Here is a 20,576-nt window from a genome sequence, read left to right on the forward strand (position 1 = left end):
TCATAGTTAACGTAACAAGGGCTCTGGTCCAGTATCGAAGTTTTATATTTGGAAGCATTAAAAGAGAATTCCAGACTAAATACCAAAACTCATTACTTGGGGCCGCGTGGAATATAATTAATCCGCTTTCTATGATAGTGGTTTACACATTGATCTTTTCACAAATAATGCGGGCTAAGCTCCCGGGTATTGATAATGCTTTCGCATATAGTATATATCTTTGCGCAGGAACACTGACCTGGGGGCTGTTTAGTGAAATTGTCGGGCGAGGTCAGATGGTTTTTATAGAAAATGCGAACATCATTAAAAAAATAAATTTCCCCAGACTCTGCTTACCTGTAACCATTGTAGCTAATGCGTTACTTAACTTTATAATTGTATTTGGACTGTTTACGCTATTCCTAATAGTTAGTGGTAATTTTCCCGGTTTGGTTTACTTTGCTATGATACCTGTAATAATAACGGTGGTCATCTTTGCAATAGGGCTTGGGATTACACTGGGAGTAATGAACGTTTTTTTTAGAGATGTAGGTCAAACGTTCAATATAATACTACAGTTTTGGTTTTGGTTTACACCAATTGTTTATCCCATTAACATAATACCAGAGAAATTTCATGAGATAATGCGATTCAACCCAATGGTTGGCGTTATTGAAGCTGCACAATCTATTCTTGTTCAAGCTGTTATGCCCAACTGGATCAACCTGTTACCTGCATTAACAGTAGGAATAATATTAATGTTTCTGGGTATGCGGCTTTTCAAAAATAATGTTGGCGAAATGGTGGATGAATTATAATGGCCGCAATTATAGTTGATAATATAGGCAAAGCCTATAAACAATACTCCAGCAAGTGGAAGCGTTTAGTTGAATGGTTTGTGCCGGGAGTTAATAAACAGCACCACCTAAAATGGATTTTACAGGATGTTAGTTTTACCGTTGAGGCTGGAGAAGCAGTAGGTATTATTGGCATTAATGGTGCTGGTAAAAGTACTTTATTAAAAATGATTACTGGTACAACCCAACCGAGCCTGGGAACGATAAAGCTTAATGGACGTGTTGCAGCTTTACTTGAATTAGGCATGGGGTTTCATCCTGATTTTACAGGTAGACAAAACGTTTTTATGGCAGGTCAGCTCATAGGGTTTTCGGTAGCAGAAATACAACGCCTGATGCATGAGATTGAAGAGTTCGCCGAGATAGGTGACTATATTGATCAACCTGTCCGGGTTTATTCAAGCGGTATGCAAATGCGTCTTGCTTTTAGTGTAGCGACTGCCGTAAGACCAGATATCTTGATCGTTGATGAGGCTTTATCCGTTGGAGACACATATTTCCAACATAAGAGTTTCGAAAGAATAAGAGAATATGCGAAAAAGGGAACAACCTTACTTATCGTTTCTCATGATAAGCAAGCCATCCAAAGTATATGCGATAGAGCTATTTTGCTAAATGCTGGCAGAAAAGAGTTTGAAGGTAATCCAGAGGCGGTCATGGATTACTACAACGCACTTTTGGCAGATAAAGAAAAAAAGAACATCGTCCAGAAAACTTCTCAGGATGGGAGAATTCAAACTATCTCAGGTACAGGCGAGGCCAAAGTACTTGAAACACGTCTGCTCGATAAGCATGGCGAAAGGTCTGAATTCTTGAACGTTGGGGAAGAAGTATCACTCGAAATGGATGTTGAGATATATAAAGATATACCTCGGCTGGTTTTAGGGTATTCGATAAAAGACCGCCTGGGGCAGGTAATCTATGGCACAAATACAGAGTTAAAGAAACAGGCTATAACCTCTGTCCAAAGAGGTAACAAGTATACCTTTAAATTTTCATTTAAACTTAGTTTGGGTGTGGGTAGCTACTCAATACAAACTGCTTTAGTTAGCAGTGAAAATCATCTTGTGAATAATTATGAATGGCGCGATTTAGCCTTAGTATTTAATGTTATTAATACTGACAAAGATCACTTCGCAGGTCTTGCGTGGATAGATCCCAGCATTGAGATTATCAAACTATGAAATTTATAAGTTATTCACAGAACTTTGAAGATGTAATGCTATGGAGAGCATTGAACCATATAAAAAAAGGTTTTTTCATAGATGTTGGGGCGGCCTGGCCTGATAAAGACTCAGTAACCAAAGTTTTCTACGATTCCGGTTGGAACGGAATTAATATTGAGCCGAATCCTTCATTGTATGAAGAATATAAGTTAAAGCGAGAAAGAGATTTAAATTTGCCCTATGCAATATCTGATTACTCAGGTACAGAGTCAATGAGTTTCATCCCAAATACTGGCCTGTCAACACTAAGTAATGATGTTGTTGCAATGCACGCTGTACAGGGCTATGAAAGTTTTGAGAAAGAAGTTGAAATCAAGACGTTAAATCAAATATATGAGAATTATGTTAAACCAGAACAGCAGATACATTTTTTAAAGATTGACGTAGAAGGTTTAGAGTTCAATGTATTGAATGGCTGTGATTGGAAAAAATGCCGGCCCTGGATAGTCGTTGTTGAATCAACTATACCCATGACCCAAAAGGAGAACTACGAGTTATGGGAGTATTTACTAACTGATTCAAATTATCATTTCGCATATCGAGATGGCTTAAACAGATATTATGTTGCAGATGAACACAAAGAGCTTATTAATAAATTTAAAAATCCACCAAATGTTTTTGATGGGTTTATTTTGTATTCTGAACAAAAGAAAAAAGATGAATTAAGTGAAGTAAAGAAAAAAATCAAAAGACACCTTGCCACTGAACGGCAGCTCAGGAAACAGGTAGCAGATAAAGAGCATGAAGCATGGCTTGCCAGACATCAATTAGAAAGCATCTATTTAAGTAGGTACTGGAAGCTTACTACACCTGTAAGATACTTTTTCTTATATGGCAGGAAGCTTTTTAATTTCATTAAATATTTTGATAAAGAAAAATCTCCCAGAGCATTGGTAAACTTCATATTCATAAGATTAGAGCGTCATCCTTCTATAAGTAATAAGTTGAAAAAAATACTAAAAAAAGTTGGGTTACATAACTTTGCTTCTAAAGCACTTCATAAAAGTATTTCCCCGCCGACTCATTATCAGTTAGATAGTCTTTCTAATGGGGCGAAAAAAATATACAAACGCTTTAAAGCATTCAACGATATAAACAAGGATTGAATATGCGCTTAGTAATTGACATGCAAGGTTGGCAGGGGTCAAGTCGTACAAGGGGAATTGGCAGGTATACAATTTCTATTGTTAAAGAATTAATTAAAATAAATAGAGACAACACTGTTATTTTAACTTTCAACGGAAGCTATACTGATTCTATTAGAGAGTTTAAGGATCTTGTAAAGATTGAGGGTTTCCAAATCGAAGTTTGGTACCCAGTCGAACTCACATCTTTTATTTACGAAGCTAATAAATGGAATAGAAAAGTTTCACAAACATTATATGAAGAATTCCATACTAGTTTAAAACCAGATTTCTTATTAATGACGAGTATTTTCGAAGGTTTAATTGACCATTCTGTTATTAGTATTTCAGAGAAAAAAAATTATCCTGTTGGCGTTATACTGTATGACCTTATACCCTATATTTATAGAGATATATATCTGACTAACGATATTTTAAAAGCATGGTATGATACTCAATTGGAGTTCCTGAAAAAAGCTGACTACCTCTTTAGCATTTCATCTTCAGCGGGAAAAGAGGCAGTTGACTATTTGAATTGGGATGTAAGTAAGGTAATCAATGTATCTACAGCAGCAGATGAAATATTTTTCCCGACAAACATCAATGAAGAAAAGAAGTTAGATATAAATAAAAAATATCAGCTTCAGGATGACTTCCTCATGTACACGGGGGGAGTGGATCATCGTAAAAATATGGAGAAGTTAATTGAAAGCTATAGCTTATTACCCAATGATTTAAAGGAAAAACATCAATTAGCTATTGTTTGTTCAATGCCAGATCACGTTAAATTGGATCTCTATAAACTGGGCGAATCTTTTGGATTAGTGGAAAATCAGCTGGTTCTAACGGGTTATGTAAGTGATGAGGAGTTAGTTTGTCTATATAATCTCTGTTATGCTTTTGTCTTTCCTTCGTGGCATGAAGGTTTTGGACTTCCTGTATTAGAAGCCATGCTTTGCGGTAAACCCGTTATAACCAGTAACGTATCAAGTCTCCCGGAGGTTATAGAATTCGAAGATGCCCTCTTTGACCCAAGAGATGTAAACGATATAACTAAAAAAATTACGCAAGTCCTGAACGATGATGATTTCAGAAATAAACTTTTAATACATTCTCAGAAGCAAGTTAAGAAATTTGGATGGGATATTTCTGCAAAAAAACTTTTAGATGGAATTTCTTATTTTACTGAAAATCATAAAAATGAAACTGACAAAAATGGAGTTGATGATAAAAAGCAGTTGGCTTTAATTTCTCCACTTACGCCTGAAAAAAGCGGTATAAGTTATTATTGCGCTGATTTGCTTCCTTATTTGTCCAAGTATTATAAAATAAAAATTGTCAACGATAATATTGATGTAAAAATTCTATGGAAAAAACACTCTGTAGAAGTTATTAGTGTTGAAGAGTTTAAAACACAGCATCGAGAGTTCGATAGAATATTATATCAATTCGGTAATTCACATTTTCATAGCCACATGTTTGAACTGTTAAATTTATTTCCGGGTGTTGTAGTAATGCATGATTTTTATCTCTCGGGGGTAATTAATTGGATGTTGCACACAACAAATGGTAGTGCAAAAATAAATGACATTTTATATGATTCTCATGGCTATAATGCTGTGAGATTTAATAATGACAGAATGACAAATGATGATGCGATACTTGAATATCCATGTAATAAAGATGTATTAGAAGGCGCTAAATCTATTATATTTCATTCAAAGAGCACTATTAAACTGGCTGAGAGTTGGTACGGTAACTTATTTAAAAGCAAATACAACCATGTTCCGCTTTTGAGGGAACCCGTTTTGGATGTCAATAAAAAAAATGCCCGAAAAAAACTTAATATTGCAGACAATGAACTGCTAATAATAAGCCTGGGTTTTGTTGCGGTAACAAAACTCAATCATAAAATTATTGACGCTTTTAATAACTTACATAACCCTGACGGATCGGTAAAGTTGGTTTTTGTTGGACATAACTCTAAGGGCGATTATGGCCAATTAATAGATGAAAAAATCTCAAAATCTGTCTGTAAGGACTGTATTAAGATTACAGATTGGGTAAGCGATGATGAATACAAACTATGGTTGAGTGCAGCCGACATCGGTATACAATTAAGAACCTTGTCGAGAGGAGAAACATCAGCTGCTGTATTGGATTGCATGAATTATGGCCTGGCGACAATTGCTAATTCTAATGGAAGTATGAGCGATCTCGATCCAGAGGCAATAATTTTGCTGGACGATAATTTTGATAATCAAGAATTGACAGTACAACTTCAACAACTTGTGGCAGACAGTACCAAAAGAACTACTCTTGGATCCAGGGCCAGGAATGTTATCCAAACCTTGCATAGTCCATCGGAATGCGCCAAAGAATATTTCAATATAATTGAAGGTGCTTATAAAATCGAGGATAAAAGTAAGCTTCTAAACTTTGAAAGCTATAAAAACGAATTGCTGATTGCTGATGATTCTAAGCTAAAAAGTCTTTCACAATCAATAAGTAACAGTCTTCCCGTTGATGCATCTTCGACTATATATATAGATGTTAGCGTTGTATATGAATGTGACGATTCTCTTGAATTAAATGATGTTGTTATGAATCTTTCAGACTCTCTCCACCGTAATTTTAGACTTGAACCTATTCACTTCGATGGTCATAATTACAAGAAGGCAAAAGATTATGCGCAGGACTTGTTTGCTCTTTCTGATTTTAATATTCATGACGAAATTATTGATGTAGTTAAAAATAGCCACTTTATAATATACAATCCTACAGCAGAACATATTTTGAAAATTGCTGATGCGTGTCATTTTATTTCGATAAATAATCGCATTACGTTTATGCTTTGGGAGGATGATGTAACTTCTCTCGAAGGTGTATTTTCTGAGTTAGGTGAGGATGAAAGAGAAAAGATAATTGATATTATGAGCTGCGGAGATGTCGTTTTCTCTGACAACATGCCTGAGGTCACTCTGGACTCCTTAAAAAATCGTTTCCCGGGTGCTCAAAAATGGGTGGTGAAATATTTATCACCTGAAATGTATATAAAACAGCTCTTAATGCTGTGAAGTTAATAAGCCTGATTACTCATTGAAGAAGGTAAGAAATGACTAATAAAATTGCAATAATAACAGGTATCACAGGTCAGGATGGCGCATATTTAGCTGAACTACTACTTGGTAAAGGCTATAAAGTATACGGTACTTATCGTCGTACAAGTTCTGTAAACTTCTGGCGTATTGAAGAATTGGGCATTAAATCTGATCCTAATCTTCACTTGATAGAATATGACCTCACCGATCTCTCATCAAGCATACGCTTACTGCATGAAAGTCAGGCGACGGAAGTTTATAATCTTGCTGCTCAGAGCTTTGTCGGCGTCTCATTTGATCAGCCATTAACCACTGCTGAAATTACTGGTCTTGGGCCGGTAAATTTGCTGGAAGCCATCCGCATTGTCAATCCAGGAATTCGATTTTATCAGGCCTCGACTTCTGAAATGTTTGGCAAGGTACAAGCTATTCCACAGAAAGAGGATACTCCCTTCTACCCACGGAGTCCTTATGGGGTCGCTAAGCTCTATGCGCACTGGATGACGATAAATTACCGCGAGAGCTATAATATTTTTGCTTCAAGCGGCATTCTTTTTAATCACGAATCGCCACTTCGTGGGCAGGAATTCGTGACCCGTAAAATTACTGACTCTGTAGCCAAAATCAAACTTGGTAAGCTTGATGTATTAGAGTTAGGTAATATGGATGCTAAGCGAGACTGGGGCTTCGCAAAAGAATATGTGGAAGGCATGTGGTTAATGTTGCAGGCCGAGGAGCCTGATACTTTTGTGCTGGCGACCAATCGTACTGAAACGGTTCGTGACTTTGTCTCAATGGCATTTAAAGCAGCCGGTATTGAGCTTCGTTTTGAAGGCATGGAAGATCAGGAAGTCGCCATTGATGTTGCAACTAACAAAGTTGTCGTGAAAGTTAATCCTAAGTTCTATCGGCCGGCTGAAGTCGAACTGCTCATCGGTAATCCGCAGCGCGCGAAAGATATTCTGGGCTGGGAGCCTAAAACAACGCTGGAAGAACTGTGTGCTATGATGGTTGAAGAAGATCTACGCCGCAACAAACAAGGGTTCTCATTCTGATATGACTAATGGCAAAAAAGCACTGATCACTGGGATCGAGGGCTTTACCGGCCAATATATGGCAGCGGAGTTATCCGCTGCCGGATATGTAGTTTATGGTTTCGGTTCATCCCCCGCCCGCGAATCCTCAAATTATATTCAGGTCAATCTCACTAACGCAGAACAGGTCAAGCAAGCTATTGATGCAGTTCAACCTGACGTTGTTGTTCATCTTGCTGCCATTGCTTTTGTTGCACACAGTGATCCTAAAATATTTTATGACGTAAATCTTTGGGGAACGCGTAATTTATTACAGGCTTTAGCCGAATCAACAAAAACGCCTGAGGCAGTTTTGATCGCAAGCAGCGCAAATGTTTATGGCAATAACACACCGGGTAAATTAGCGGAGACAACGCCGACCAGACCGGCAAATGACTATGCGGTAAGCAAATTAGCGATGGAGTTTATGGCGGGCCTGTTCTATGGAACGCTGCCAATTATTATTACACGACCGTTTAACTACACGGGCGTGGGTCAGGCAGAAAACTTTCTCATTCCAAAAATAGTTAAGCATTTTCGTGAGCGAAAAGAGATAATTAAGCTGGGAAACATTGATGTCTGGCGTGATTTTTCGGATGTGCGAGACGTGGTGAAAAGCTATTTAACATTACTCAAATCCTCTTCTTTTGGCACCGTTGTCAATGTTGCTTCAGGCAAGATGTACTCTTTACATGAAGTAATAGTGCTCTGCAAAGAGTTGACTGGTCACGACATTCGTATTGAAGTCAATCCACAATTCGTCCGACCGAATGAAATTAAAGAACTCTGTGGCGATATCACGTTACTGAATAATATAACGGGTAATGATTCTCCAAAAATCCCACTCAGAGACACACTCAAATGGATGCTGGAAGCAAAAAAATAAACGTCGTTTTTTCTACGGATTGCATTAAATACCCTTTAACCGGTATTGGCCGTTACGCGTTTGAACTTGCAAAACAGCTTCAGAGAAAAGAAGAGCTGATGCTGACGTATCTTCATGGCACAAAAGTACGTGATTCACTGGTTGTCGCCAGTGAATCAGCTCAATCGGTTCAATCTCTCAAACGCACGTTACAAAAAAGCAAAGCCGTTAGTGAGATCTACCGCCTTACTTTTCCAGCTATGAAAACACTGGCACTAAGAAATTTTAAAAGCCATATATATCACAGCCCTAATTATTATTTACCTCCTAAAGTTAAGCACTGTGTTGCGACCTTTCATGATCTTTCAGTTTTTCATTGGCCACAATTTCACCCAGCCGGTCGTGTTCATTTAATGCAAAAAGAGTTAAGAAAAACAGTTTCCCGTGCAGCCATGTTGATTACTGACTCGTACTACACCCGGCAGGAACTGACTGATTTTTTTGGTATTGAAGATAAAAAAATTGTCGTTGCTCCTCTTGCCTGCAATGAACAGTTTCACTGCCGCACTAAAATTGATGTGCAAAATGTACTCAATAAATACAACCTTCAGTGGCGAAGTTTTTTTCTCTATACGGGTACAATTGAACCGCGAAAAAATATACTTACGCTGTTGCAGGCTTATGACAGTCTGGCCTCCCGTGATAAAGCCGCATTTCCTTTAGTCATTAGCGGTTATAGAGGATGGGAAAATGAGAAGCTTTTCAAACTGTTCGACAAGGGCGAAAGGGAAGGGTGGCTGAAATATCCAGGTTTTGTCCCTGAAAAAGATTTGCCTGCTCTTTTCAGCGCTGCTACAAGTTTTGTCTTTCCTTCGATATATGAAGGTTTCGGATTACCCGTGCTTGAAGCAATGGCATCAGGAACAGCTGTAATTTGCTCTAACAGTACTTCACTGCCTGAGGTGGCGGGGGATGCTGCATTAATGCATGATCCAGAAGATATAGATGCCTTAACTAACTATATTCAAATGATGATGGGTAACGCTTATGAAAAACAACATATGATTGATAAAGGCCTCGCCCGCGCCCGCCAATTTTCCTGGTCATTGTGTGCGGACAAAACCATTGAAGCTTACCAGCAGGTCGCGAAATACATATGACTCGGGTTCTCCATTGTTATAAAACATACTATCCTGATACTTTTGGTGGTATTGAACAGGTTATATATCAGCTTGCGGAAGGTGGAATCAAAGAAGATATCAGGTCCGTGATTTTCACCCACAGTCCCAGTTTTGAAAATAAAAAAGAGGCCCTGGATAATCATGTTATTTATCGCGTAAAAACACTCTACGAGTTCGCTTCAACGCCATTTTCTTATTCAGCGATAAGACAATTCAAGAAACTCGCACAGGATTCAGACATTATCCATTACCACTTCCCTTATCCCTTTATGGACTTTATGCATTTTGCAGCAGGGATAAAAAAGCCTTCGGTGGTAAGCTATCATTCTGATATTGTAAAACAAAAGACGCTGCTGAGGCTATATACCCCCTTAATGAATCGCTTTCTTTCCAGCGTAAATCATATTGTTGCGGCCTCGCCGAATTACGTTGAAAGTAGTCCTGTTTTGCAGCGATTTAAGGATAAAGTCGAGGTCATTCCTTATGGTCTTGATAAAGAGTTCTATCAAAACAACGATCCCGCCGTTTTACAAAAATGGCATGCCATATTCCCGAATGGCTTCTTCCTGTTTATCGGGACGTTTCGCTACTATAAAGGCCTGCATATTTTAATCGATGCGGCCAGGAACAGCCGTTATCCGATTGTTGTAGTAGGGGCCGGTCCGATTGAAGCTGAACTTAAGTCTCAGGCGCAGCGGTTAGGTGTGAACAATATCCATTTTCTCGGCGCATTAGAAGACAGCGAAAAGTCCGCCTTACTGCAATTATGTACTTGTCTGGTTTTCCCCTCGCACCTGCGTTCAGAAGCCTTTGGAATTTCGCTACTTGAAGGGGCTCTGTATTCTAAGCCGCTCATATCCAGTGAAATTGGCACGGGTACAACTTTCATCAATATTGATTCTGTAACGGGTTTGGTGGTCCCACCATCGGATCCTGCTGCTTTGCGTAAAGCAATGGATGAAATATGGAACAATCCTCAGTTAGCCAGCAGTTACGGCGCGGCCGCCCTGGCCCGCTTCGAGTCGCATTTTACCGCAAATAAAATGGTAAAAAGCTATAACAGGATTTATAAGTCATTGTTAAATAGGTGATTTTTATTATTAATTTCATCTGGCTATCAGACCAATTATTATCTTTAATAAGCTATTCTGAGTTAACCTACTCATCTTTTTAAAATGGTGTTACTTGTAACACCCTGCGAGACCATAAACAGGAGTATGTAATGTCCAAGCAGCAGATCGGCGTTGTAGGTATGGCAGTCATGGGGCGGAATTTGGCTCTTAACATTGAGAGCCGGGGTTACACTGTCTCTATCTTTAACCGTTCGCGTGAAAAGACCGATGAAGTCATCGCTGAGAACCAGGGCAAGAAACTGGCCCCTTTTTACACCGTTGAAGAGTTTATTGAATCGCTGGAAAAACCACGCCGTATCCTGCTGATGGTTCAGGCTGGTGAAGCGACCGATAAAACCATTGCATCGCTGACGCCACATCTGGATAAAGGTGACATTCTGATTGATGGCGGTAATACTTTCTATAAAGATACCATTCGTCGTAACAAAGAGCTGTCTGAACAGGGTTTTAACTTCATCGGTACGGGCGTTTCCGGTGGGGAAGAGGGCGCACTGAAAGGCCCGTCGATTATGCCTGGCGGTCAGAAAGAAGCTTATGAGCTGGTCGCACCGATCCTGAATAAGATTGCTGCACGCGCTGATGATGGCGAAGCCTGCGTGGCTTATATCGGCCCGGACGGTGCAGGTCACTATGTTAAGATGGTTCATAACGGCATCGAATACGGCGATATGCAGCTGATTGCTGAAGCCTATGCATTACTGAAGAATGCGCTGGGGCTGAACAACATTGAGCTGGCTGAAACGTTCACCAACTGGAATAACGGTGAGCTAAGCAGCTACCTGATCGACATCACCAAAGATATATTTACCCGGAAAGACGAAGAGGGTAAATACCTGGTTGATGTGATCCTGGATGAAGCGGCGAATAAGGGCACGGGTAAATGGACCAGCCAGAGCTCACTTGATCTGGGTGAGCCACTGTCACTGATTACTGAATCCGTTTTCGCCCGTTATCTTTCTTCGCTAAAAACTCAGCGTGTTGCGGCCTCTAAAATACTGAGTGGCCCGCAGGCTCAAGCCTTCATCGGTGACAAAGCGGAGTTTATTGAAAAAGTGCGTCGTGCGCTCTACCTGGGTAAAATCGTCTCTTATGCCCAAGGTTTCTCACAGCTGCGTGCGGCTTCAGAAGAGAACAACTGGGATCTGCATTACGGTGAAATTGCTAAGATTTTCCGGGCTGGTTGCATCATCCGCGCGCAGTTCTTGCAGAAGATTACGGATGCCTATGCTGAAAATGCGAGCATTGCTAACCTGCTATTAGCACCTTACTTTAAAGGTATCGCTGACAAGTATCAGCAGGCGTTACGTGATGTCGTCTCCTATGCGATTCAGAACGGCATCCCAACGCCAACATTCTCGGCGGCGATCGCTTACTACGACAGTTACCGTTCAGATGTGCTGCCAGCAAACCTGATTCAGGCGCAACGTGACTACTTCGGTGCTCACACCTACAAGCGTATTGATAAAGAAGGTGTGTTCCATACGGAATGGCTCGACTAACCACTAAAAATGCTTCCCAAGGGAAGCATTTTTTTTCACATCAGAAATCCACGCTCAAATTCCGCCCCGCCATTATGTCCGCCATCGCAAACTTCTCTCTGAATGTCGTATACAGAATATCCGTCTTGCTCTGTCAATTAGGGCGTAATCTTCACAACATCATTATTAGCGAGCACTCCGGCCGCTTCAACGAAATTCGTATAGTCACCCATACTCATAAATACATATTCATTATTAAAGTTGGAAATATCATATAAGCCATTTTGGGCGGGGGCGTTATTGAAGACAATACGCCAACGTTCACAGGGAAAATGCCCCTTTGCAGGGGCAAGTTTATTCAGCGCGGAACTTCAGAGACTTTTTCGACTTCATTCTGATTTATCTGCTGTTTGGTGCCATTGGCATCAATGTAACCCAGTAAACCGGCTTCAGTTCCTTGTGGTTTACCATCGCTAATAATCGTGCGCCCATCTTTTGTGTGGATAGCGTAATTGCTGTGTGAGCAACCGGCCAGCGCAGCCACGGCAAGTAATGCAGCAACGGACATGCTTAACGTCTTTTTCATAGATACCCTCGTGATTACTTGTTTAAGAACGAGTTAAGTATAGCAGAAGATGGTTGAACATGATTTTTACCCCCGATAAGACTGTGAAGAATAAGGACGGCAGTTCTGCGGAAACGGTGCTTAACTTATTATTCATCTACCGGGGAGACGAGTTATGAACCGAGCTAAACTTGCAGAAACGTTGGGCCTGACTGAGGAAGAAATTGAAGTGCTGGGGCTGCAATCCACGGACTTACAGGAGGATGCAGATAAATCAGGTGAGACATCGTACTCATACTATTTCACCGTACCGGAAACCACGCCTCAGCGCATATTGGGCAAAAAAGGGTGGTCGATAGGCGACCGTGTCGACGTAGACCCTGCGCTATTTCGCGAGCCCGATCGGGAATAAAATCAGCTAATCGGTAATATCACCTGTCTGTTATCACGAGGCGCATTTTCAGGTGCGCCGATGATGCATGAAAGCGATAAATCCGGCTTAAACACGAACGAATCACTATTAAATCACCTCACTATTGACTGATTCAGATTACAGAGTTAACTAATTTTATTTCATTGTTAATCAACAGGTTATGTAAATCGATCGTTTTAAACGATCAATTCAGTGCAATCGATCGGTTATAACTGTTTGTTAAGTTTTTTTATTAAAACTATTGTCTGGAAAGCGTCAGTGTACCCGAGCATGGCACGTAGAAATTGCGCCAAACCGACCAGGGCTTAGCGCGCCTGCCACTGACAGATAATCCTTATGCATTTAACTGATAGCAGCACGACTGAACCCGCCGTTATCATTGACCGGCGTTTTGCCGGTTTTTTTTGCCTGATAGCAGGGCGCGTAGTCGATAGATGCAACGGAAATGTGCAGGCGAATAAAAGAGAGTGGGCCACAACAGTGTGTGGCCCATTACGCATAAATCAATTTTTTTCCGGCCAGGCCACGGCGGGAAGGCCATTCAGTTTAGGGCTGGCGAATAATGCGCCCTGAAAATTATAAATACCTGCCGCTTCCAGCCACATCCACTCTTCGGGTTTCTCCACGCCTTCGGCGATAACGGAAATCTCCAGCGAAGAGCAGCACTTAATAATCGCCAGAATAATTGCCTGTTTAGGGCCGCTTTTATGTACGTCATTAATAATGTGACGATCGATCTTTATTTTTTCAGGCTGGAAACGGGTAAGCAGTAACAGGCCAGCCGAACCGGCACCAAAACCATCAATTGAAAGGCTGATACCGGCGGCTTTAAGCTTTTTAATTGCCGTTTCGAATGCATCAACGCGTGAAATGGTATCGCTTTCGGTAAATTCGACCACAATCTGCTCGGGCACGAAGCCCTGTGCGTCGATCTCCGTCAGCAGAAACTCAACGGCGTCTGGCACCATCACCAGCGACATCGGCAGCAAATTAATCGATAAGGTCAGATGCTGAATATCCAGTTTTCGGGCCTGTGCAAAGGCCAGCTTTTTGGATTTCAAATCCGTCTCGTAGACGTTTTCGCGCGGCAGGTTTGAAAGATAGTCTTCGGCTGAACGCCCGTCCTGGCCTTGCATGAGCGCTTCGAAAGAGACAATCTGTTGAGAAAAGGGATCGATGATGGGCTGAAAAGTAAAGCAAAAGTCCTCAGAAGCAGACAACGTTGAATCGCCTTCGCGCATCTGATTGTCATCCGCTATAAACGCCCATGAATCGGCCGGCGGCACTTCGTAATAGTTTTCCTTCTCCCTGGCCTCAACAAAGGTGCGGAGAAACTGAAGAGCGCGATCATCATAGGTGAGCTGAAATTTCGATGTTCCTTTATCCAGCACTGATTGAAGCACCGAATCCTTATCAAAATCTCTGAGATCGAAGAGCTCCATGCCGACATTGCCAAAGCGACGTGAAGGCGCATAATCGCGCATTAATTCAACGACGTTGTGATGCCGTTTGTCTTCACAAATGCGGCCATATATGGTGCGAACGGCTTCTTCCGGCCCTTCAAGCACCTGAAAAAAATGGGTGCCGTTAAAAAGTAGAATACCGGTGATGTCATATAATTCATTGACTTTATTGGCAATAACTACCATTTCTTCCAGTTTTTTAACCGGAACCTCATCGCAGAGATGACTGCGATAGACGATTGTTGACAACATGCAGCATTCCAAATGATTACCTTTATGTCACATACATTACCAGAAGTGCTGCTAGGGTTGTCCAGATCAATATCAGTAAATAATACAAAGCACGTTGATAATAATAGGAAAAGTGCGCGTAAAATCAGAGAAATTAATGTTCAAATGAATAATAAACAGAAAAGCATTGAGAAAATTTGCGGTTGCCAGATTTTATACTACGCGTAAAATTGCCCCTTACACCTACCAGGGTTAAAGCACATGAAGAACGTTATCCTTAGTATGCTGGCAAAAATTTCCAAAATTGATGCCGAAAATAAAAAACTTTCTGCGCAGGTTGAGGCGCAGTCTCTGTTGTTAAGTGCATTGGTATTGACCGTAGGAAAAAACGGCGGCGTAACTGAAATGGTCGAATCAGTTAACAAAGCCATCAACTCAGTCCTGGACTCTTCTGACGAAATGATGAAAAGCGACGCGCAGTTGCTGTTAGCCGAATTTCATCAACTGCTCTCGATGACGCAGCTCATCGGAAAAGCGGATTCAGAAGTGGATAATGCAGCATTAAACGATCTGGCGAAAAACGCGCCCGACGCGTAATTCCGGCCATTGCTGATGCGCGCGTCTGACGATCTCTTTCACCGGCTGTCGCAGTCCTCCTTTCGGCAACGCTTCCATCTTGGCCGGGCGGAGTACGATTATTGTCTGGAAAAGGGCGAGGCGCTGACAGGCGAACATGCCGCAGCGTTTATCCGGCAGCGTCTGGCACCCGGCGAACCCGCTAACGACGGCAAACAAACGCCGATGCGTGGGCATCCGGTATTCATCGCCCAGCATGCCACCGCAACCTGCTGTCGTCGCTGTCTGAGCAAATGGCACGGCATCCCGCAGCATCAACCGCTGACCCACGAGCAGCAGGCGTGGGTGGTGGCGGTGATAATCCGCTGGCTGCGCCAGGAGATGCAGCGACCTGCGCCGAAAGCAAAAGCGCCCCGGTCGCGCGCCAACCCTGATAATCCGCAGCCTGACCTTTTTTGAATGCGCCATTTACGGCGCATGCTACGATAGCAACAAAATGCTGAGGTCATTGCTATGAGAACCATTGTGCCCGTTTTGTCGCTGCTGCTGTTAATCACAGGCTGCACCTCTTCCGTCGGGAAAAATTTTGATGAAGCGCAGCTGGAAAAAATCCATAAAGGCGCCTCGACCAAACGCGATTTGGTCGCGTTGTTCGGCCACCCCACCTCTGAGACGCCATACCCGGAAGATCGCCTGATCCTGCTCTGGACCTGGGCGCAGGCGAGAACGCTCGACACCACGGAAGGAAAAACGCTGACGGTTGAACTGGATAAAGGCAGGGTAAAAAGCTATACGGTGAGTAAATCCTGATGGCAGGCGGGTTGCCGCCTGCCTCACTGTTACTTGTTCAGTGCGTCCTGCGCCTCTTTCAGTTCATCGCGCGCTTCATCCAGCTTCTCCTGCTTTTTGGCGATTTTCTTCTGGCTGCCGCTGTTTTGCGCTGCCATCAGTTCGCGTTCGCGCTCCGCCACTTTGCTCTGCTTCTCTGCGACACGCGCCTGGCGCTGCGTCAGCAGGCCGCTGTCGGTGCAATGGTCGTTCACTTCCGCCAGCGCCTTTTGCAATCCGGCGAGACGCTGCGTGTTGCCATGCTGCTTTGCGTAATCAATCTGCTGTTCGATATCCTGTTTTTTCGCGGCGCAGCCGGTGGGTGCGGCGCTGGCGGGCAGCGCAATAAAGGTGAAAGCCAGCAGGCCCGCGGTATAAAAAGCGTTGGTTTTCATGTTCTCAGCTCCATTGGGGACGTGGTGGCGATTATAGTGAAGTATCTTAAGAGTTTCTTAACACAGGACAAAACAAGGTGTTTTAACCGGATGTAAAGTGGTTCGGTTGCTGGTTTTACAGCCTGCTGCTACTCTGTCGCCGCGCTTTTTCGCACCACTCAGGAAGGACAATGCATGATCTGGCTGATGCTGTTAACTCTCGCCATTGTATTTTTTATCGGTTTTCGCGTGCTGCACTCGCGCACGCGGCGCGCGGTGAAAGCCTTAACGCGTAAGCTGAATATTGACGTGGTTTGGGTTGAATCGCTGATCGCCATGATGGGCAAAAACGCGGGCGAAGAGTTTGTGGATTATCTTACCGACGATAACGACGCGCACCTGGCAAATGCCGCCAGCGTATTGCTGATTTATCAGACCTTTATCGTTGATGAATCGGAAGAAAATCTCATCGCCTGGCAGGCGGTGATGCGCAAGGCACATTTGCCGGCGGCATTGAGCATCGGTCACGTGCGGCTGGCGCTGAGTTTTCTGCGAGAAATCGAGCCCGATGCAGAGGAGATGCACGCTTTCCGCCAGCGCTACAATGCCCGCTTTGCGCCGGAAGAGGAGATACCCGCCAACGGCAACGTGTTTTCAATCCATTCCCGCCTGCATTAACCGGGCGGGCCGCCGGTTTAAAACAGCGCGGTTTCTGGCATTTCCTCGCCGCTGTGCCAGGTTATTTAGCGGAGGAGATGAAATGAAAAGAGATATTTTAAGCGAAGACGATTACGACGAAGTTTGCCACGTGGTGGGCGATGCGGTGATCGTACTGGCCGAGAGCGGCTATGAGACGCCGCGCGGCGTGATCGCCGAACTGCTGAAAAAAACGCGTCAGCAGCGCGCCGACAGCGAGCGTGATGAGCAAAAGATCCTCGAACACGCTATCCGCCTGGTGAAGCCGTAAGCGCTTAACGACGGCGTCAGATCGTTGTGGCCTCGTTGCGGGTGATGATCGCCAGCGCCAGGCCGCGCGTCGGCGAGTAATTATCCGTCAGAAAGTTAATCGACGTGTGCTTAAACGTAAAGGCCAGCGTTCTCGCCCTGGCCGTTTCCCGCGCGTATTCGCAAAATGTCGGGCTGATATTCCACGGGCAGTCAATCACCAGCGTTGCCGGATTGAGCAACAGCATGATCTGGCTCAGCGCTTTGCCCAGCGCCTCGCCGGCCTCGCGCATAATGGCGTGGGTAACGTCGGGTGCTTCGTCGCGTTTTTCCCAACTCAAACCGGCCCGCGCGCGGGCAAAGCGCTGACGGATGGCCGGAATACTGATGATGGCCTCCAGACAACCCTGCTGGCCGCAGCGACACTGCGGTCCGTCGGCCACGGTAAGATGTCCGGCTTCGCCCGCCGTCCAGCTACTGCCGGTAAAGATCTCATTGCCGTTTAACAGCGCGCCGCCGGTGCCTTCGCCGACGCGTAAATAAAAACAGCTGCGCGCTGCGCCCTCATTGTGTCGGGGCAGTGACAGCAGCGCGGCGGCCCTGACCGGGTTCATCACCCTGACCGGTGCGCCAACGTCGCGCAGCGCCGACTGAACGTCAACGCTGTGCCAGTTAAGGTGAGAGGAGAGGTGAAGATAGCCACGTTCGGGATCGATAATACCCGGCAGCCCGACGCCGATGCCTAACAGTTCAGGATGCTGTGCAACCCGCTGGCGACAGAGGGCGTTGATTTCGCGCAGCACGCGTTGCGGATCCTGCGTATCCATCGGCCACGTCTGCGTATCAATCACCTCAGAGAAGTAGTCGCATACCGTGAGCTGCGCGCGCTCGCGCTCAATCAAAATGCCTGCGGCCTTCATCTTCTCCGGACGCAGAGCGATCTGGATCTTTGGCCGCCCGGCACCGGCCACCTGCTGTAAACCGCGCTCCTGCACAAGGTCGGCAGCGATCAGCTCCTCAACGATCAACGAAACGGTATTTTTACTGAGCGACAGCGCCTGTGACATATCCTGCCGCGTTGTAATGCGCTGCTGCCGCAGAAAACCCAGTGCCCGCTTGACGTTGTGCACGCGGAGCAGCGCGGGGCCTTTGCCAGATTCTTTCATCTCTTATCCACCCGAATTGCCTCCGGGCTAGTCTGGCAGGCCTGACGCGGGTTGTCATCCCACAACCTTGCGTCCCGCTTTGTAGGTCGCGCGCAGCGAGACGCCATGCGCCTGCGGCGAGAGCAGCAGGAAATCAGCAGGCGCACCGGCACGCAATCCCTGCTGCTGCGGAAGATTGAGCTGTTTTGCCGGCCGCAGCGAGGCCATCGCCAGCGCCTCGCCGACAGAGGCCAGATCGTTCTGTAACAGGTGGTTGACGCCGTGCAGCAGCCCACGCGCTGAACCGGCGAGCAGGGCAGGCGTTTCCGTCACCGCCAGCCGCCCGGATTCACTGAGCGTCACCCGGCCGCCGATCGGCGTCTGGTATTCGCCGGGCGGCATTCCGGCAAAGCAGGTCACGTCGCTGACCAGGAATGCCCGTTCTCCTTTGGCCCGCATGAATACTTTCAGCACCGCCAGCGGCAAATGATCGCCATCGGCGATCATCGCGCAGGCCAGCTCATCCTGCGCAAGCTGTTGCCAGATGTAGTTGGGATGACGCGGCAGATGCAGATGCGCACCGTTGCCCAGATGGGTGGAAAGCGACGCGCCTGCCGCAACGGCATCTGCAATTTGCGCCGCGCTGGCGCTGGTATGTCCGATGGATATCATCACGCCTTCGCCAACGCAGCGTTGAATAAACGCCGTGCTGTTCGCCCACTCTGGTGAAAGCGTCAGTAGCCGAATGCCGCCGCGCGCCGCCTGCTGCCAGCGTCTGAAGCGCGCGTCATCGGGCGCGCCGATATGCGCAAGCGGATGCGCGCCGCGCGGGCCATCTTCCGGCGAGAGAAACGGCCCTTCCAGATGAAAACCCGGTACGGCGGCCGCCACCACGGGTTGCTCGCGTGCGGCAGCCAGGGTGGACAGCGCCTGCTCAATCGACCTGTCGCTGGCGGTGATCACCGTGGGCAAAAAGGTGGTCACGCCCTGCTGCCAGAGCTTTTCGACCACGGCCGCCACCGCTTTCGGGCTGAAAGGATAATGGTTGAAGTCGATACCCGCGTAGCCGTTTACCTGAAGATCAACCAGCCCCGGAGCAATGAGCGGTAAAGGTTCCGTCGTATCGAGCGGCACAATCTTCTCAATCACCCCGTTGGCGGCGGTCAGCCTGATAGCCTGAAGCGAATCAGCGTGCCGTGCGTCAATCACGCAGTCAGCCATGGGGCGGTTCCTCAAACGCATCGTTATCGGTATAAAGCGTACAGTCGGGATGGCGGCGCAGAATCGTTGCCGGGCAGGCGGTGCTGACGGGCTGATGCAGCGCGTCGCTGACCGCCTGGCGCTTGCTGCGGCCCGGCACCATACAAAACAGTCGGCGAGCGGCCATCAGTGCCGGAATGGTCAGCGTCAGCGCATGGCGCGGCACCGCGTCCAGGGTGGCGAAACAGCCGTCGTTAACCTGCTGCTGGCGGCAGAGCGCGTCAAGCTCCACCACCTTCATCAACTGCGGGTCGTTGAAGTCGGCCACCGGCGGATCGTTAAATGCCAGATGGCCGTTTTCGCCTATGCCCAGGCAAACGATGTCGACGGGCGCTTCAGCGATTTTCGCCGCATAGTCACAGCATATCGTCTTAGCATCACCCTCGGCGGGGATCGGCCACACGTCGCCGGGCCGCACGACGGCAAACAGATGCTGCGCCAGCCAGGTGCTGAACCGCTGCGCAGGCGGGCAGGCGGCACCCAGGTACTCATCCATATGAAAGGCGGTTACGCGCGACCAGTCGATGCCGGGTTCGCCGGCAAGCGTGGCCAGGAACTCAGTTTGTGACGGCGCGGCGGCAAAAATCATTCGCACGCGTGGCTGGTTATTCAGCAGATGCCGCAGATGTGCGGCGGCAGCTTTGCCGGCCTCGTGGCCGAGCGTGTGGCGATCGGCATACACCGCCACCTTCAGACGGTCGTAATGGCGGACAGGATGTGGCGTATTCATCAGTCTCTC

The 20,576-nt window shown here is 45.8% G+C and carries 21 protein-coding genes; 15 read left to right on the top strand and 6 right to left on the bottom strand.

Features of this window, described 5'->3' with window-relative positions:
- Positions 1-2: 2 nt before the first annotated feature.
- The 9 genes from GS12_RS09150 (at position 3) to gndA (ending at position 12,038) form a co-directional block, all read left to right on the top strand.
- The gene (locus tag GS12_RS09150) at positions 3-797 is read left to right on the top strand and encodes an ABC transporter permease (protein WP_034918973.1); all 795 of its coding nucleotides are present in this window, start codon (positions 3-5) and stop codon (positions 795-797) included.
- A complete protein-coding gene (locus GS12_RS09155) occupies positions 797-2,020 on the top strand; it encodes an ABC transporter ATP-binding protein (protein ID WP_034946152.1) in 1,224 nt (407 codons plus the stop codon). Before GS12_RS09150 ends, GS12_RS09155 begins: the two co-directional genes overlap by 1 nt.
- Positions 2,017-3,168 carry an FkbM family methyltransferase gene (locus GS12_RS22985; RefSeq protein ID WP_052118408.1) on the top strand — a complete coding sequence of 384 codons (1,152 nt, stop codon included), beginning with the start codon at positions 2,017-2,019 and terminating at the stop codon, positions 3,166-3,168. The genes GS12_RS09155 and GS12_RS22985 overlap by 4 nt, the downstream gene beginning before the upstream one ends.
- A gap of 2 nt (positions 3,169-3,170) precedes the next feature.
- Positions 3,171-6,263: a glycosyltransferase gene (locus GS12_RS09165; RefSeq protein ID WP_052118409.1), complete on the top strand. Its 3,093-nt coding sequence runs from the start codon at positions 3,171-3,173 to the stop codon at positions 6,261-6,263.
- A 38-nt stretch (positions 6,264-6,301) separates the two neighbouring features.
- Complete coding sequence (gmd, locus tag GS12_RS09170; RefSeq protein WP_034946155.1) at positions 6,302-7,342, top strand: GDP-mannose 4,6-dehydratase; 1,041 nt, start codon at positions 6,302-6,304, stop codon at positions 7,340-7,342.
- A 1-nt stretch (position 7,343) separates the two neighbouring features.
- Entirely contained in the window at positions 7,344-8,246 is a 903-nt protein-coding gene (locus GS12_RS09175; RefSeq protein ID WP_034946157.1) for a GDP-mannose 4,6-dehydratase, read from the top strand.
- The gene (locus GS12_RS09180; RefSeq protein ID WP_200884510.1) at positions 8,222-9,385 is read left to right on the top strand and encodes a glycosyltransferase family 4 protein; all 1,164 of its coding nucleotides are present in this window, start codon (positions 8,222-8,224) and stop codon (positions 9,383-9,385) included. Before GS12_RS09175 ends, GS12_RS09180 begins: the two co-directional genes overlap by 25 nt.
- Positions 9,382-10,497, top strand: coding sequence for a glycosyltransferase family 4 protein (locus tag GS12_RS09185; protein WP_034946160.1), 1,116 nt, complete (start codon positions 9,382-9,384; stop codon positions 10,495-10,497). Before GS12_RS09180 ends, GS12_RS09185 begins: the two co-directional genes overlap by 4 nt.
- 131 nt (positions 10,498-10,628) lie before the next feature.
- Positions 10,629-12,038 carry an NADP-dependent phosphogluconate dehydrogenase gene (gndA, locus tag GS12_RS09190; RefSeq protein WP_034913162.1) on the top strand — a complete coding sequence of 470 codons (1,410 nt, stop codon included), beginning with the start codon at positions 10,629-10,631 and terminating at the stop codon, positions 12,036-12,038.
- A 337-nt stretch (positions 12,039-12,375) separates the two neighbouring features.
- On the opposite strand, the gene GS12_RS09200 is transcribed toward gndA, so the two are convergent.
- Complete coding sequence (locus tag GS12_RS09200) at positions 12,376-12,603, bottom strand: YgdI/YgdR family lipoprotein (RefSeq protein WP_034913165.1); 228 nt, start codon at positions 12,601-12,603, stop codon at positions 12,376-12,378.
- 154 nt (positions 12,604-12,757) lie between these two features.
- Here GS12_RS09200 and GS12_RS09205 point away from each other — a divergent pair, with 154 nt between their 5' ends.
- Positions 12,758-12,994 carry a hypothetical protein gene (locus GS12_RS09205; protein WP_034913168.1) on the top strand — a complete coding sequence of 79 codons (237 nt, stop codon included), beginning with the start codon at positions 12,758-12,760 and terminating at the stop codon, positions 12,992-12,994.
- A 524-nt stretch (positions 12,995-13,518) separates the two neighbouring features.
- Here the strand turns inward: GS12_RS09205 and GS12_RS09210 are convergent.
- Positions 13,519-14,730, bottom strand: coding sequence for a diguanylate phosphodiesterase (locus GS12_RS09210; RefSeq protein ID WP_034946165.1), 1,212 nt, complete (start codon positions 14,728-14,730; stop codon positions 13,519-13,521).
- Between the two features lie 240 nt (positions 14,731-14,970).
- On the opposite strand from GS12_RS09210, the gene iraP reads away from it, so the two are divergent.
- The 3 genes from iraP to GS12_RS09225 are packed head-to-tail and all read left to right on the top strand — an operon-like array spanning position 14,971 to position 16,095.
- Positions 14,971-15,306, top strand: a complete 336-nt coding sequence (gene iraP / locus GS12_RS09215; RefSeq protein WP_034946168.1) for an anti-adapter protein IraP — start codon at positions 14,971-14,973, stop codon at positions 15,304-15,306.
- 15 nt (positions 15,307-15,321) lie between these two features.
- Complete coding sequence (locus tag GS12_RS09220) at positions 15,322-15,744, top strand: DUF4186 domain-containing protein (RefSeq protein ID WP_034946171.1); 423 nt, start codon at positions 15,322-15,324, stop codon at positions 15,742-15,744.
- Between the two features lie 54 nt (positions 15,745-15,798).
- The gene (locus GS12_RS09225) at positions 15,799-16,095 is read left to right on the top strand and encodes a hypothetical protein (protein ID WP_034913177.1); all 297 of its coding nucleotides are present in this window, start codon (positions 15,799-15,801) and stop codon (positions 16,093-16,095) included.
- Positions 16,096-16,124: 29 nt separating this feature from the next.
- Here the strand turns inward: GS12_RS09225 and GS12_RS09230 are convergent, their stop codons facing one another.
- Positions 16,125-16,508: a DUF1090 domain-containing protein gene (locus GS12_RS09230; protein ID WP_034913180.1), complete on the bottom strand. Its 384-nt coding sequence runs from the start codon at positions 16,506-16,508 to the stop codon at positions 16,125-16,127.
- Between the two features lie 174 nt (positions 16,509-16,682).
- Here GS12_RS09230 and GS12_RS09235 point away from each other — a divergent pair, with 174 nt between their 5' ends.
- Positions 16,683-17,165, top strand: coding sequence for a DUF1198 family protein (locus tag GS12_RS09235; RefSeq protein ID WP_034946174.1), 483 nt, complete (start codon positions 16,683-16,685; stop codon positions 17,163-17,165).
- Positions 17,166-17,247: 82 nt separating this feature from the next.
- A complete protein-coding gene (locus GS12_RS09240) occupies positions 17,248-17,454 on the top strand; it encodes a DUF2767 family protein (RefSeq protein WP_034946177.1) in 207 nt (68 codons plus the stop codon).
- Between the two features lie 16 nt (positions 17,455-17,470).
- Here GS12_RS09240 and GS12_RS09245 read toward each other — a convergent pair whose 3' ends face one another.
- From GS12_RS09245 to GS12_RS09255, 3 genes are read right to left on the bottom strand one after another with little or no spacing between them, the layout of a single operon-like run.
- The gene (locus tag GS12_RS09245; RefSeq protein ID WP_034946180.1) at positions 17,471-18,598 is read right to left on the bottom strand and encodes an ROK family protein; all 1,128 of its coding nucleotides are present in this window, start codon (positions 18,596-18,598) and stop codon (positions 17,471-17,473) included.
- Between the two features lie 54 nt (positions 18,599-18,652).
- A complete protein-coding gene (locus tag GS12_RS09250; protein ID WP_034946182.1) occupies positions 18,653-19,798 on the bottom strand; it encodes an N-acetylglucosamine-6-phosphate deacetylase in 1,146 nt (381 codons plus the stop codon).
- Positions 19,791-20,567: a 6-phosphogluconolactonase gene (locus GS12_RS09255; protein ID WP_034946185.1), complete on the bottom strand. Its 777-nt coding sequence runs from the start codon at positions 20,565-20,567 to the stop codon at positions 19,791-19,793. Before GS12_RS09255 ends, GS12_RS09250 begins: the two co-directional genes overlap by 8 nt.
- Between the last annotated feature and the right edge of the window lie 9 nt (positions 20,568-20,576).

Source organism: Erwinia oleae (assembly GCF_000770305.1).
Taxonomy (GTDB): Bacteria; Pseudomonadota; Gammaproteobacteria; order Enterobacterales; family Enterobacteriaceae; genus Erwinia; species Erwinia oleae.

Coding starts and splice junctions, on each gene's coding strand:
- iraP (WP_034946168.1), top strand. CDS start 14,971: ATGAAGAACGTTATCCTTAGTATGCTGGCAAAAATTTCCAAAATTGAT.
- GS12_RS09205 (WP_034913168.1), top strand. CDS start 12,758: ATGAACCGAGCTAAACTTGCAGAAACGTTGGGCCTGACTGAGGAAGAA.
- GS12_RS09210 (WP_034946165.1), bottom strand. CDS start 14,730: ATGTTGTCAACAATCGTCTATCGCAGTCATCTCTGCGATGAGGTTCCG.
- GS12_RS09255 (WP_034946185.1), bottom strand. CDS start 20,567: ATGAATACGCCACATCCTGTCCGCCATTACGACCGTCTGAAGGTGGCG.
- GS12_RS09250 (WP_034946182.1), bottom strand. CDS start 19,798: ATGGCTGACTGCGTGATTGACGCACGGCACGCTGATTCGCTTCAGGCT.
- GS12_RS09165 (WP_052118409.1), top strand. CDS start 3,171: ATGCGCTTAGTAATTGACATGCAAGGTTGGCAGGGGTCAAGTCGTACA.
- gmd (WP_034946155.1), top strand. CDS start 6,302: ATGACTAATAAAATTGCAATAATAACAGGTATCACAGGTCAGGATGGC.
- GS12_RS09240 (WP_034946177.1), top strand. CDS start 17,248: ATGAAAAGAGATATTTTAAGCGAAGACGATTACGACGAAGTTTGCCAC.
- GS12_RS09230 (WP_034913180.1), bottom strand. CDS start 16,508: ATGAAAACCAACGCTTTTTATACCGCGGGCCTGCTGGCTTTCACCTTT.
- GS12_RS09220 (WP_034946171.1), top strand. CDS start 15,322: ATGCGCGCGTCTGACGATCTCTTTCACCGGCTGTCGCAGTCCTCCTTT.
- GS12_RS09185 (WP_034946160.1), top strand. CDS start 9,382: ATGACTCGGGTTCTCCATTGTTATAAAACATACTATCCTGATACTTTT.
- GS12_RS09155 (WP_034946152.1), top strand. CDS start 797: ATGGCCGCAATTATAGTTGATAATATAGGCAAAGCCTATAAACAATAC.
- GS12_RS09200 (WP_034913165.1), bottom strand. CDS start 12,603: ATGAAAAAGACGTTAAGCATGTCCGTTGCTGCATTACTTGCCGTGGCT.
- GS12_RS09245 (WP_034946180.1), bottom strand. CDS start 18,598: ATGAAAGAATCTGGCAAAGGCCCCGCGCTGCTCCGCGTGCACAACGTC.
- gndA (WP_034913162.1), top strand. CDS start 10,629: ATGTCCAAGCAGCAGATCGGCGTTGTAGGTATGGCAGTCATGGGGCGG.
- GS12_RS22985 (WP_052118408.1), top strand. CDS start 2,017: ATGAAATTTATAAGTTATTCACAGAACTTTGAAGATGTAATGCTATGG.
- GS12_RS09225 (WP_034913177.1), top strand. CDS start 15,799: ATGAGAACCATTGTGCCCGTTTTGTCGCTGCTGCTGTTAATCACAGGC.
- GS12_RS09175 (WP_034946157.1), top strand. CDS start 7,344: ATGACTAATGGCAAAAAAGCACTGATCACTGGGATCGAGGGCTTTACC.
- GS12_RS09235 (WP_034946174.1), top strand. CDS start 16,683: ATGATCTGGCTGATGCTGTTAACTCTCGCCATTGTATTTTTTATCGGT.
- GS12_RS09180 (WP_200884510.1), top strand. CDS start 8,222: ATGGATGCTGGAAGCAAAAAAATAAACGTCGTTTTTTCTACGGATTGC.